The sequence below is a fragment of the Rhodococcus spongiicola genome, assembly GCF_004011835.1.
In the GTDB taxonomy this organism is placed as follows: Bacteria; Actinomycetota; Actinomycetes; order Mycobacteriales; family Mycobacteriaceae; genus Prescottella; species Prescottella spongiicola.
Genome location: NZ_RKLN01000007.1, coordinates 112,368 through 126,956, shown reverse-complemented (window position 1 = coordinate 126,956; position 14,589 = coordinate 112,368). Strand labels below are relative to the sequence as shown.

The window sequence follows — 14,589 nt, the reverse complement described above, 5'->3', positions numbered from 1 at the left end:
CACCTTCTCCACCATGATCGTTGATTCGACTCCACCACAACGCACTTGGCCTCGTCCGCAGATGCAGCCACAGCCGATCTGCGGGGACAGCGCGCCGCGGAGCGGACCAGCCTTCCGGCGTCTCGATCCGTGGCGCCGCCACGCCTCACGGTCAAATGCGCGTGAGCGCGGTCACCTGCACGCACAATGAACAACACAGACACCGGGCTTCAGGGCAACGGGGGTGGCACGATGATCGGACGGCTCGTCGGCGCGTCAGTTCTTGCAATCGGGTTGGCCCTGGGCGCGGTGCCCGCGGCAGCGGCGCCCACCAGTTCGGCACCCGGCACCGTGGTCGAAGCGGTCGAACTGGACAGCGCGATGTGGATACCCGGCACCGCCCGCGCCACCAAGGTGACCTACTGGACCACCGGCCCACTCGACCAGCCGGCCCTGAGCAGCGGCGCGGTGTTCATGCCTTCCGGTACGCCCCCACCCGATGGTTGGCCGGTGATCTCATGGGCCCACGGCACGGTGGGGATCGCCGACCGCTGCGCGCCCTCCATCGCCGGAACGTACGGCCGCTCCTATCTCGCTCATTGGTTGTCGGAGGGATACGCGATCGTCGCGACCGACTACCTCGGGCTGGGAACCCCGGGTGTGCATCCCTATCTCGACGGCAAGTCTGCCGCGCACAGCGTGACGGACATGGTGCGCGCGGGTCGCGCAGTCGAGCCGAGCCTGTCGCCACGCTGGGTGGCGCTCGGCCAGTCACAGGGCGGACATGCCGCGATGGTGACGGCGGCTCGCGCGACGACATACGCGCCGGAACTGGACTTCCTGGGCGCCGTCGCCACCGGCACTCCGGCGAACCTCGAGACCCTCGCCCCGTTGGTGGGACCGGACTTCCCGCAGCTCCCGTTCACCGGCACCACGGTCTTCGTTTCCTTCATCCTCGCCGGACTACGAGCGGCACGCCCTGATCTCGATGTCAACGGCTACCTGTCCGACGTCGGCCGCGCCGCAGTCGACGCCGCCGAGTCCGAGTGCTACGCCGACATGGCCCCCGTGCTAGAGGACGTCTCCATCGGTGACCTCGTGGTCCGCGACGTCGACGATCCGGCCATGCTGGCGGCGCTCGACGACATGCTCGCGGTACCCGTGAGCGGGTACGACCGCCCCGTGTTCCTCGGCCACGGCATGACGGACTTGATGGTGCCGGCACCACTGGCCCTGAAGCTGGCCGCCGACCTGGCAATCAACCGGCAACCGGTCACGTTCCGGAGGTATCCGGGCGGCCATCTCGAGACGCAGCTCGACGCGCTACCGGACGCCACCGCCTTCGTGGGTGACCTTTTCGAGTGTCCACCCGGCGAATACAACTGCGCTCAGTCCTCGCTCAGTGGCAGCAGCGGCTGAACAGTCAGCCACCTGGCGGCCGAGTGACGAACGGGCGAGGTCAGAACCAGATGCCGATCTCGGCCAGTCGCGTCCGCAGACGCTTCAGATGTCCACCCGGCCAGTACACCTGCCCGCAGTCGTAGCAACGGCTGAACAGTCTGTGCTCGCGTAGCACGCCGACGGGTACGCGGGCCCGGGCCATCGCGGGCGCCGCGGGACCAATCAGCCCGTTGCAGCGTGCACATCGGGTGAGCGGGGCGATGCGCTCGAGCAGCTGGAACCGGTCGATCACCTCGCGCAGTTGGAGTCTGGGGTCGGTCTCGTGCAGGAAGGCGCCGTGAACGAGGGCAGCGCGTTCGAGCAAGCCGACGTCGCGCGTGAGAAGGGTTCGGCTCTCGTCCCGCGACAACGCGAGAAGCTCGTCGTCGGAACGGTCGTTCGTATAGGCGGTATCGAAACCCAGTAGCCGCAGGTAGCGAGCGAGCCGGCCGAGATGAACGTCGAGCACGAACCGTGGTTCCGGCAAAGGTGGACGCAGCGGGGCGATGTCGCCCAGCCCCAGGGACCGGAAGGTGGGGTAGACGGCAACTCGTTCACCACCGGAGAGTCGGCGGTCGAACCCGACGGGTTCACCGTCGACGATGATCAGGTCGACCTCGGTGTGGGGAACACCGAGCGATTCGATCCGATCCTTGACCGACGGTGAACCGTCGAACTCGTGCGGGATACTCCGTCGCCTCAGCCGGGGCTGCAGGAAGTCGTTCAGCTCCCCGTAGATCCGGAACTCGCATCGGTGACGATCCATGCTCCGGTCACCACTTGCCGTGAAGCGAAGAAGCCGGATGCGTACATACCTGCGCCACATCCACTCCGCGAAGCCCCGAACTCCTAGGGGCGGGTGAGGATCTCGAGGTTGTGACCGGCCGGATCACGAAAATAGACACCGCGACCGCCGTTATTCCTGTTGATCTCGCCCGGTTGGGTGTTGTGGGGATCCGCCCAGTGCTCCAACCCTCGCTCGAGTATGCGCCCGTAGATGACGTCGAAATCCTCCTCGGTCACCTGGAAGGCGTAGTGCTGCGGCAGCACCTCGACCGGCGGATCGGCGAAGTCCAGCGTCACGTCGTTGTCGAGGTGGACGGCCAAGAACGGACCGACGGGAACGGCGTCGGGCAGGCCGAACAGTGTCGTGAGGAAAGACGCGGACACCTGTTTGTCCCGCGCGAGCACGATGGTGTGGTTCAACGAAATGGACATGGATTCCCCTTCGGCTCATCGGACACGGCCATTCAGGTATCGGCCGACGATCGGGCCGATCACCTCGAGCGCGTCCGGCGTCGTCAGCCGGTTGTGTGTCTTGTTCACCGGATGGACCCGGACCGCTCCGGAAACGTATGGTTCCCAAGGTGTTCGGTTCCCCGCCCCCATGTTCGGCGCCCCTGTCTTCGGCGCCCCCGTCTCGTCCACGGCCGCGAAGTACACGAGGTCGCCGTCGAACGCCTCCGGCCGATACTCCTGGCTGAGGTGGACCGTGTGCACGTAGTCGTCGTACAGGCGCCGCACTTCGGCGGCCGTCAGAGTTGCATAGGGGCCACCATCGTCGTGCAGCAACTGCGCCGCACGCTCCGGGGTCAGGTCACCACCGCCCTCGAATTGGTCGACGCCGGCGAACTCGGCGAAGAGCATCCCGAGGCTCGGCGTGAAGGGGGCGCCCGCATTCGGAGTGGACTCGGCCGTCTGGGTGTCGAGCATTATCAGTGCACCGACCTCCTCACCGAGGTTTCGCAGACGCACGGCCATCGCATGGGCGATCGCTCCGCCGACCGAATACCCGAGCAGGTGGTACGGCCCGTGGGGCTGTACCCGTCTGATCAGGTCGACATACCGCTGAGCCAGGTCAGTCAGCGTGGGGGCAGTATCGGCTCCATCGGTCATGCCCGGCGACTGGATCCCGTACACCGCTCTGCCGTCGGAAACGTACGGGATCAGCCCCGCGTAGCATCCGGTCAGTCCGATCGCCGGGTGCACGCAGATCAGGGGCGGCACGCTGTTTCCGGAACGCATGCACACCAACTCGCTGTCCGGCTGCCCGGCTCCGCCACCGGGAAGCGCGACCATGGCGAGTCGCTCGACAGTCGGATGGTCGAAGACGTCCTGCGGGTCGAGCGCGATTCCGGCCTCGCGGGCGCGGGAGACGAACTGAATGACGGTGATCGAGTCTCCGCCCAGAGTGAAGAACGAATCGTCGGCCGCGACCGCCGGCACGTCGAGGACTGCGGCGAACAACTCGGCGAGATGCTCCTCGAGTGGTCCGGATAGGCTCCGCCCCCGTCCCGCGAACGCCGCGAAGTCGGGCTCGGGAAGCGCCTTTCGATCGATCTTGCCGTTCGAGGTGACCGGCAGTTGGTCGAGCACCACGACGGCCGCGGGCACCATGTACGACGGCAGCAACAGGTCGACCTCGTCACGGGTCCGGAGGGGGTCGAGTGCGCATCCGGCTTCCGGAACGACGTACCCGATCAATCGGTCGTCGGCGCTGGGATCGTAGCGGCGCGACGTGACCACCGCCCGCGCAACCCCATCGCACCGCATGAGAGCGGATTCGATCTCCCCGAGCTCGATGCGGAAGCCATGCACCTGAACCTGGAAATCGCTGCGTCCCAGGAACTCGAGTCGACCGTCGGTCGCGTGACGTCCGAGGTCGCCGGTGCGGTACATGCGTCGCCCGTCACCTCCGGGTGCCGCGACGAAACGCGACGCCGTCAGACCCGGACGGCCGACGTACCCACGCGCGACCTCGTCACCGGACACGTAGATCTCGCCGACCACCCCGGCGGGCACGGGGTGCAGGCGCGGATCCAGGACGTCGACCCGGACCCCGGGGAGCGGTGCGCCGATCACCGACGCCGACGTCCGCGAGAGCGTCGCTCGTTCGAGGACGAAGTCGGTGTCGATCACGGTGGCCTCGGTGACCCCGTACATCTCGACCACCTGGTCGGCGTCCGGTGGTCTGCGTGAGTACCAGTCCTGGACTCGTTCGAGCGCGAGTTCCTCGCCGCCGACGAAGACGTACCTCAGTGGAAGGTCCTCGCTGGTCGCGTGGTCGACCAACTGGTAGAACGACGCGGGCGTCTGGTTGAGCACGGTGACCGACTCGCGGCGCAGCAGGTCGACGAAATGGTCGGGCGACCGGGCGACCATCGGATCCACGATCACCGTGGACGCACCGGTGGACAACGGACCCCACACCTCCCACACCGACACGTCGAACGCGAACGAGTGGAAGAGTGTCCAGGTGTCGGAGGGCCGGAGATCGAACTCGGCGTGCGCGTTCGCGAGCAGCGCCACGGCGCTGCGGTGCGACACCAGGACCCCCTTGGGCCTGCCGGTGGAGCCGGACGTGTAGATGACGTATGCGGCGCTGTCCGGCCGCGGCGCCACGAGGAAGTCGGCCGATGTCGACGCCTCCGACTGCATGGCGAGTTCGACACGGAACCCCGGGTCGTCGAGCGCGAGGATCGGCGACTCGATCGTGCGGAACAACCCCCGCGTGGCGGTGGTCGTCAGTACACAGGCGGGTGCGGCCTCGTCGAGCACGAACGCGATGCGCTCAGGTGGCGAGCCGAGATCGATCGGCAGATAGGCCGCGCCGGCGAGGGTGGTTGCGACTATCGCAACTATCATGTCGACGGATCGCGGTAAGGCCAGCGCCACAATGGATTCGGCGGCAACGCCCCGGGCGGCCAACAGCGACGCGAGCCGTCTGGCATCGCTGTCGAGCTGTGCGTACGTCACCCGGGTCTGCCCGTCCACCACTGCCACCGAATCCGGGCACTCGGCGACGGCGCGGCGGAACATGGTCGCGAGAGTCGCGCCCGATGCGTCCTCTCCGACCGCACTCTCGGTGATCGCTGCCAGTTCGGCGGCGGTGAGCAGCCCGATGTCCCCGACCGGACCTCGTGGGTCGTTTGCGCCTGCGTCGAGGATCCGGCGTAGCCGGTCGGCGAATCCTTCGACTGTCGCCCGGTCCCACAGATCGGTCGCATATGTGAGTTCGAGGCGCATCCCAGCGGGTCCACCGTCCGGTGTGAAGGACTCCGACACGCTCAGCTGCAGATCGAACTTGGAGACGCCGATGTCGTGGTCGATCGTTTCGACCTCCAACCCGGGAAGACGCAGGTAGCCGGACATGTCGGTGCGGTACTCGACGAGCACCTGGAACAGCGGGGCGTGCGACGTCGAGCGGGCTGGTGCCAGTTCGTCGACCAGGCGCTCGAAGGGGATATCCGTGCGGGAGAACGCCGCCAGGTCGACCTCGCGGACGGTGCTGAGCAGGGCTTCGAATCCCGAGCCGGGGTCGATCGGCGTCCGGAGCACGAGGGTACCGACGAACATGCCGACCACGTCGTCGAGACCGGCCTCGCCACGCCCCGACACCGGAGTCCCGATCACGATGTCGTCGCTGCTCGACAACCGCGCGACGAGTACCGCCAGCGCCGTGTGCGCAATCATGAACATGGTTGCGTTTGCGTGCCGGGCAAGCTCTGCCAGTTGTGTGTGGGTACGGGCATCGACGTCGAACCCGACGATGCCCCCCTGAAAGGACTGCCGGGCCGGACGCGGACGGTCGGTGGGCAGCGGGACGATCTCGGGTATGCCGGCGAGGTTCGCACGCCAGAACTCGAGCTGTTGGCGGTACATCGAGTCGGGATCGTCGGGGTCGCCGAGAAGGTCGTGCTGCCAAAGAGTGAAGTCGACGTACTGGACCGCCGGTGGCGCCCACTGTGGTGCCCGCCCCTGTCGACGGCTTTCGTAGGCGCGCACCACATCCCGAGCGAGCGTCGCCATCGAGAATCCGTCGGCGGTGATGTGGTGAGCGACGACCACCAGGACGTGGTCCGTTCCGGAGACCCGCAGCAGTTGTGCCCGCAGCGGAACCTCTCGGCTCACGTCGAATCCCGTCGACGCGAACTGCTCGAGATGCCCGGGAACGTCGGCGCCGGGCACCGTCACCAGCTCGGTCCGTGGGATGTCTTCGGGGTCGACTATCAGCTGGGTGGGGCTGCCGTCGACCACCGGGTACATCGTGCGCAGGGTCGAATGGCGGACAACGACGTCGCCGACCGAGGCGATCAGTGCCTGCTCGTCGAGATCGCCGCGCAGCCGCACGGCCATGACGATGTTGTAGGCCGGCGACGCGGTGTCGAGCTGGTTGATCGACCACATCCGCAGCTGCGCCGACGACACCGGCAGCACCTCGGGCCAGTCGTAGGGCCGCAGCACCGGACGGTGCACGTCCCCGCTACCGAGACGTATCCGCGCGGCGAGGGTTCGGACGGTGGGCGCTTCGAAGATCGCACGGACGTCCAGGTCGGCATCGAGCGCCGCGTCGAGTCGTCGTGTGACCCGGGTGGCCATGAGCGAGTTCCCGCCCAGATCGAAGAAGCTGTCGTCCGGTCCGATCCGATCGATACCGAGTACGGCGCGCAGATGTTCTGCAACGATCTCCTCGACCGGCGTGAGCACCGCAACGCCGTTGACGTCGACGAGGCTCGGAAAATCGGGTGCCGGCAGAGCCTTCCGGTCGAGCTTGCCCGATGGCATCATCGGCACCTCACGGATCGGCACGATCAATGCCGGGACCATGTGCGAGGGCAGCCGATCCGTGAGATGACGGATCAATTCGCCAGGATCGATTGCCGGATCGTCACCGCGAACGTAGGAGACGAGCACGGTCTCTCCCGACGGCGCCGTTCGGCCGAGGGTGGCGGCGAACTCGACACTCGGGTGGTCCATCAGGGCCGCATCTATCTCGCCCAATTCGATCCGGAAGCCGCGCACCTTGACCTGGAAGTCGTTACGACCCATGTATTCGATCGTCAGGTCGTCGCGCCACCGGACGATGTCACCGGTTCGGTACAGCCGGTCGCCGGGAATCGTTCCCTCATCTGCTTCGGTCGGGTGCTCGGTCGCGGCGACGAACGGGTTCGCGACGAAGCGTGCGGCGGTGAGCCCGGGGCGCCGGCGGTAGCTGCGGGCGAGAGCCGGTCCGCCGAGGTACAACTCCCCCGGCATCCCGATCGGCACGGGCTGCAGGCGGGCATCGAGCACCACTTGGACGAATCCGGGCGCCGGCCCGCCGATCGTGACGGGGTCGTCGGGCGCGAGAGGGGGGCTGATGCTGGACATCACCGTGCTCTCGGTGGGCCCGTACCCGTTGACCAGTCTGCGCCCACGGGCCCATCGTCCCACCAGTTCCGGAGGACAAGCCTCACCCGCGACCACGACCGACCGCAATCCGTCCAGGCCCTCGGGGCGCAGGGACCCGAGGAGGCTGGGGGTGAAGAACGCGTGGGTTATCCCTTGGTCGGCGAGCCCACGCGCCAGATCCTCGCCTCCGTAGACGTCCGGGGGCGCGATCACCAGACGTGCACCCGATCCGAATGCCATGACCATCTCGAACATTGAGGCGTCGAAGCTCGGTGAGGCGAACTGCGAGACGACGGCATCCGAGGTCACGGCGAGAAGTTCACGTTCCGACGCGACAAGATTCCCAAGCCCCCGATGTGTGACGACGACGCCCTTGGGAATGCCCGTCGAACCCGAGGTGTAGATCAGGTAGGCAGGGTTGTCGATCCGCAGGGGCGCGCGACGATCCGCGTCGGTGATCGGCCGCGCCGGGTACCTCGAACACTCGGTCCGATAGGTGTCGGAGTCGAGAGCGCGCCAGGACACTCCGGCGGCACTGCCGGACAGTTGTTCTCGCCACCGCTCGACGGTCAGGCCCACTCGTGCTTCGGAATCCCCCAGCATGTGATCGATTCGCTCGAGCGGGTACGTCGGGTCCACCGGCACGAACGCGGCCCCCGTCTTCGCGACCGCCCAGACCGCCTCGACGAACTCGATCGAGCGAGTCAGGCCCAGAGCCACGACATCTTCGGGACCGACGCCCTCCTCGATCAGTTGTCGCGCCATCCTTGTGGAACGCTCGTCGAGTTCGCGGTACGTGAGCGTTCGGATCGAACCTGACTGGCACGACAGCGCCACCGCATCCGGATCGATCCGAGCCGCGTCCTCCAGGATCCCGGGCAGCGTCCGGTGCCGTCGTCCAGGCCGGCCGCGGACCGGGGCCAGGCGACGGTAGTCCGCATCCGGCAACAGCACCAGTTCCGCCAACGTCTGATCCGTATCGGCAGCGATCGCGTGCAGCACGCGCTCGAGACGGGTTGCGACGGCGTCGACCTCTTGCGCATCGAAGAGTGCGGGCGCGTAGTCGATGCGGATCTGCAACCCGCCGTCGACCATCGCGGCGAGCGCGAACGGGTAATGCGTGGCGTCATTGACCGCGATGTCCGAAACCCGTAGGCCGGCAATGTCGGTGTCGGGGGTCAGGCCGCCGCGGTCGATCGGGTACGACTCGAATACTGTGATGGTGTCGAACAGTCCCGAAGACCCGATCGCGCTCTCGATGTCGGCGAGACCTAGGTGTTCGTGATCGAGCAGCGCTGCCTGGTCAGCGTGTACGCGATCGAGCAACTCCCCCAATGTGTCGGCCGGGCGGAGGGTCACCCGGATCGGGATCGTGTTGATGAACAACCCGACCATGTCCTCGATGCCATTGATCTGGGGAGGCCGACCCGAGACGATCGCGCCGAAGACGACGTCGTCCCGTCTCGTCCATGCCCCCAACACGATTGCCCATGCGGCCCGCACGATCGTGCTGAGCGTGACGCCGCGCTCGCGGGCGACGGTGTCGAGTCGGGCCGTCTCCGTCTCGGTGAAGTGCAGTCGATCGGCCCGCGGCACGGTGGGCAACAGTCGGCCGCGTCCGGACGGTGCGAGCAGGGTCGGCTCGTCGATGTCGGCCAAGGCGTCCACCCAGCGCTTGGTCGACGTCTCGAGGTCGATCGTTCCCAGCCAGGCCAGATAGTTCGCGAACGACGCCGAGACCGGAACAGTCCGGAAATCCTCCGCTGCGTAGAGCTCCAACAGCTCACGCACCAGCAGCGGCATCGACCATCCGTCGAGCAGGATGTGATGGTAGGTGAGCACGAGTCGGTACCCGTCGTCCCCCATGCGCATCAACAGCGCCCGGAACAGCGGAGCCGTTCCCATGTCGAAACGGCGTGCTCGGTCCTCCGCCAGCACCCTGTCGGCCTCGGCCTCATCACGAAGATCCGCGACCACCCAGGGCAGTTCGGCATGCCGCAGAACCAGCTGCAGCGGATCACCGCCCGGCCCGGTGGTGAACGCGACCCGCAGAATCTCGTGGCGATCCAACAGTTCCTGAAGCGTCCGCCGCATCCGGTCGGCGTCGACGTGCCCGCGCAGGTCCATCGCCAACTGGACCACGTACGGGTCGGCACCCTCGCCCGACATCTCGTTCTGGAACAGCAGTCCAGCTTGCAGCGGCGACAGAGGCCACACCTCGACGATCCCCGGGCACGTCTCCTCGAGACGTTCGATGGCCTCCTGGTCGAGTCGGACCAGCGGGATGTCCGACGGCGTCAGTCCGCCCGCACCTGGCTTCCCGGCCGCGGTTGCAAGCGCGTGACACGCCGATTGCCACAGATCCGTGAGATCGCGGACGTCTGTGGCGTCGAGGATTCCGCTGGGGTACGCGAAGTTCGCACGCACCATCGGGCCCGACGGGGTATCGACTGTGATGAGGTTGATGTCGAGCACCGCCTCCACGGGCATCTCGGGGTCGACCGACGAGCCGAGGTCGCCGAGTTCGTCGACCGGAAGCCAATCGCCGTCCTGACCCTGCGCCACGGCCGTCCGGCCCAGGTAGTTGATGCTGACCTGCGGCTGGGGCAGGTCGTCGAGGGGACTGCCGGAGGCATCGCGCAGGTACCGCAGTGCGCCGTAACCGATCCCGTGGTCGGACACCTCCCGCAGTTGCTCCTTGACGATCTTGAGCGTCTCCACCGCCGCAGGCCGGCCATCGAACGCGGCGTCGACGTCGACACCCGACAGGTCGAGCCGGACCGGATGGGTGGCGGTGAACCAGCCGACGGTGTGGGACAGGTCGGCACCGGGCACCACCTGCTCCTCACGACCGTGCCCCTCGAGCATCACCGGGAAGCTTGTCGCGGGGGTTCCGCGGCGACGACGCCACTGCGCCAGGCTCATCGCCAGCCCGGTGAGGATCGCGTCGTCGATGCTGCCGTGAACGGATTCGGGCACTGTGGTCGACATCGCCACCGTGGCGCTCGGGGGAAGGTCCACCGACAGCGACAAGACGGTGCAGGCGAGGTCACGTCCCGGATCGAGAGCACGGGGGCCGAGCGGCGGATCCGGTTGCTCGAGCACCTCTCGCCAGTATCGGATCTCGGCAGTGTGCTCAGGGCTATCCGCCCGAGCCCATTCGGTGAGTGCGTCCGCCCATGTCCGCATCGACGTGCCGACCGCCGGCAGGTACGGCGCGTCACCTGCGCGCACCTGCTGCCACGCGGATGCCAGATCCGGTAGCAGAATCCGCCAGGACACCCCGTCGACAACGAGGTGGTGGATCACCAGCAGGAGACGACCGGGCCGGTCGGTGCCGCCATCGCACCACACGGCCTGCACCATGCCTCCGGACTCGGGGTCGAGACGATCGGCGGCCTCGTCTCGTGCCGCAGTGAGGACCGCGGCGAGATCGGTCTGCCCCGTCACAGCGATTCTTCGGACCAGATCGGCCGCCACGGTCGACCCCGGTGGCGGAACATCGAATTCGGCTGTTTCCGAATCGAATCGGGCCCGGAGCATGTCGTGGTGGTCGAGTACCGCTTGGAGCGCACTGTCCAGGTCGGCCCGGGTGAGCCCGGCCGGCGCCGTCACGCAGACGGATTGCGACAGTCTCGACCACGGACCACTGCGGCCGAGGAGCCACCGCACGATCGGCGAAGCAGTCACCCTGCCTATACCACCACCGGGCAGTTCCTCGATGGTCGCGGCGGATTCTTCGGCCGGGGTAGCCACGGCCGCCAAGCCCGCCACCGAGAGTCGTTCGAACACGTCGTGAGGTGTGAACGACAGACCGGCCTCCCTGGCCCGCGACACCAACTGGATCGCCATGATCGAGTCGCCGCCCAGCGTGAAGAACGAATCCTCCGCGGAGACCGAGGCAGTGCAGAGAACCTGCGCGAACAGGCCGGCGATGGTCTCCTCGACCGGTCCGGCCGGCGCGCGGCCCGACCCGGCCGACGTGCCGAAGTCCGGTTCCGGCAACGCTTTGCGGTCCACCTTGCCGTTCGCGGTGAGCGGAAGGCGTTCGAGTACCATGACGGCCGCCGGAACCATGTATGGCGCCAGGATCCCCCCGACTTCCGTTCGCACCGCACGAGGGTCGAGGATCACACCCGTCTCCGGCACCACGTACGCGACCAGCCTCGCGGGCTCACCTTCCGCCCGCCGCGCCACCACCACGGCCTGCGCGACGCCGTCGCATGCGACGAGCGCCGATTCGATCTCGCCGGGCTCCACTCGGAATCCGCGCACCTGGACCTGAAAGTCACTGCGGCCGAGGAACGCGAGTCGACCGTCAGTGTCCCATCGAGCGAGATCTCCCGAACGATACATTCGGGTACCGTCGGCGGCGAAGGGATCCGCGATGAACCGTTCGGCCGTCAGCCCGGACCGCCCGCCGTAGCCGCGAGCCACCTGCGGACCACCCGCGTAAATCTCCCCGACCACCCCTACCGGGACCGGCCGGAGCCGGCGATCCAAGAGATACAGCCGGACTCCCGGGAGGCCGCGGCCGACCAGGTTGCCCGGAGTCGCTGCGCGCTCCACATCGATCGGGATTCCCGTGAGGAAGACGGTGGTCTCGGTGATGCCGTAGACGCTGACGAGAGCCGAACCATCGCCCTCATGCCTCTCGAGCCATGGCACCATCCGGTGCTGGTCGTAGTCGTCCCCGCCGACGAGCAGCCGCTGCAGCTCGGTCAGTGGTCGGCCGGCGGCACGCTCGGCGTCGGCGAACTGGAAGAAGGCGGCTGGGGTCTGGCCCAGTACGTTCACGTGTTCGCCCCGCAACAGCTCGACGAACGCGTCCGGCGTGCGAACCGTGTCCTGGTCGACCACGACGAGGGTCCCACCGGAGGTGAGCGCACCCCAGATCTCCCACACGGAGAAGTCGAATGCGTACGAGTGGAACACCGTCCAGACGGCGCCGTCAGCCGTTCCGAACGCCGTCTTGGCACTTTCGAGCAGCGCCGTCGCGGACTGGTGGTTCACCTGAACGCCCTTGGGGCGCCCGGTCGACCCGGAGGTATAGATCGTGTACGCGAGGTGCTCGCCGCCCAGGGGACGCACCCTCTCCGCGTCGGTCACCGCGGTCGTGGACAGCGACTCCAGCATGTTGCCGGTCCCGGGATCATCGAGCACCACCAACGGCCAAGCGCAGCCGTCCAATTCGACCGCCGAGTTCGCCGCGGTCACAACACAAGACACCTTCGCATCAGCGAGCACGTAGTCACGGCGCGACGCCGGCGTGGCCGTCGCGACCGGGACGTATCCCCCGCCCGCGGTGACGATCGCCACCAACGCCACGATCAAATCCGCCGATCGGTCGAGGACGACCCCGACCGATGTCTCCGGACCGACTCCCAGTGTGATGAGATGCCGCGCAAGCCGATTCGCCCGTGTCGTCAACTCGTCGTACGTCAGCCTGTACCCATCGGACACGACAGCAACCCGATCCGGGGTGCGCCGCGCCCACCTGGCGACGAGGGCCGACAGTGTTCTCTGCGCCGGTGTTCTCTGCGCCTCGTAAGCCGGCGTGGCAGGCACGTACCAGTCCGCCAACTGCGCCGCCAGCGCGACGTCGTCGACGATCGGCAGGTCCCCGACCGGGGCGTCGGGGTCGGCGGTCAGCAAACCGTGCAGGAGCCTGCTGAACCGCTCGTAGTGCATGTGCAGGGTCTCATCGTCGTAGAGCTGCGGGTTGGCCTTGAAGTCCAGGCGAATCGGACCCGAAGGGCCGTAGCGATAGACGTTGAAGAGCAAGTCTTCGATCGGCCCGGACGAGACCACCTCGAGCGAGGTCTGTGTCTTGCCCAGCCGCAACTCCGTCGGAAACATCATCAGGTTCAACAGCGGGCCCGCGAATCCGCGACCGGCTCCCCGATCACCGCGGTCCCGTCGCAGCTCTTCGTGTCGATACCGCTGGTGTCGCAATGCGCCGGACAACGCGCCCATCACGTCCGCGACCAGTTCCGAGACGGTCGTGCCGCCGCCGATCGACACCCGCAGTGGCACAACGTTCGCGAGCGTTCCTCCGGACCGTCGCAGGACGGCTGTGGTGCGCGACGAGACGGGCAGGCTCAGGACGATGTCCTCGGCACCGGTGTGGCGGGCGGTATACGCAGCAATCGCTGACGCGACCAGAGCCGCGACGCTCGCGCCGTGCCGTTCCTGAGCATCCTCCAGGGCCGCCGCGGTCTCCGGCGCGAGATATTCGCCGACCTCGCGCCCGAGCGCGTGAGCCGGTGCGGATCGCTCCGCCAGGCTGCACCGTTCGGGCATGCCCGACATCCGCTCGAGCCAGTAGTCGCGGTCGGTGTGCCACCGCTTCGATCCGGTGTAGGCGGCTTCGGCCGCATATACCGAGTCGAGGTCGGATGCGGGGTTCGGTGCCGGCTCGCGTCCCTCGACGGCGGCGTTGTAGAGGTCTGCGGCCCGGTAGAGCATGGACGCGGCCCCGACGCCGTCGAGCGCGACGTGGTGCACACGCGAGTACCAGAAGCATCGGTCATCCGCGATCCGGAGGAGCACGGACACACCGAGACGGTCCCGCACCAGATCGAGCGGGGCCGCCACATCGCATCGCATCCACTCCCGTGCCGCCGACTCGGGGTCCGGCTCGTCACGCAGATCGACAACCCTCGTGTCGGTAACGATTCTCGGGTCGATGATCTGGTGGGGCTGGGAATCCACCAGAACCAGGCGAACCAGGCCCGCGCCGAACTCACGGGCCGCCTGAGAAGTTGCCCGAGACAGTTGTCGGACATCGAGTCGCGCCCCCGTCTCCCGAATATCCACGTACTGCGCGACCAGCATAGGAACGTCTGGGTCGAGTTGCTGGGCGAACCACTGTCCCATCTGCGCGGGCGTGAGCGGGATCGGCCGGGAGTATCCGGCGGTCGGATCATTCAGTTCGGGCAGACTGTCCCCGGCGTCCGTTATGCCGGGCGCCGCATCGACTCGAAATGGCAGTTCCAT

Annotated in this window: 4 protein-coding genes; 1 reads left to right on the top strand and 3 read right to left on the bottom strand. The window is 67.5% G+C overall.

The features are described 5' to 3' along the window. Positions 1-231: 231 nt before the first annotated feature. Positions 232-1,398 (top strand): lipase family protein, encoded by a 1,167-nt coding sequence (locus tag EF834_RS17250; protein ID WP_127948573.1) that lies wholly within the window; start codon positions 232-234, stop codon positions 1,396-1,398. A 40-nt stretch (positions 1,399-1,438) separates the two neighbouring features. On the opposite strand, the gene EF834_RS17245 is transcribed toward EF834_RS17250, so the two are convergent. The 3 genes from EF834_RS17245 to EF834_RS17235 form a co-directional block, all read right to left on the bottom strand. Next, on the bottom strand, positions 1,439-2,185 hold the full coding sequence (locus EF834_RS17245) for a Mut7-C RNAse domain-containing protein (protein ID WP_127948452.1): 747 nt from the start codon (positions 2,183-2,185) through the stop codon (positions 1,439-1,441). 83 nt (positions 2,186-2,268) lie between these two features. Beyond that, a complete protein-coding gene (locus EF834_RS17240; protein WP_127948451.1) occupies positions 2,269-2,637 on the bottom strand; it encodes a VOC family protein in 369 nt (122 codons plus the stop codon). A 15-nt stretch (positions 2,638-2,652) separates the two neighbouring features. Further along, positions 2,653-14,589 carry an amino acid adenylation domain-containing protein gene (locus tag EF834_RS17235; RefSeq protein WP_127948572.1) on the bottom strand — a complete coding sequence of 3,979 codons (11,937 nt, stop codon included), beginning with the start codon at positions 14,587-14,589 and terminating at the stop codon, positions 2,653-2,655.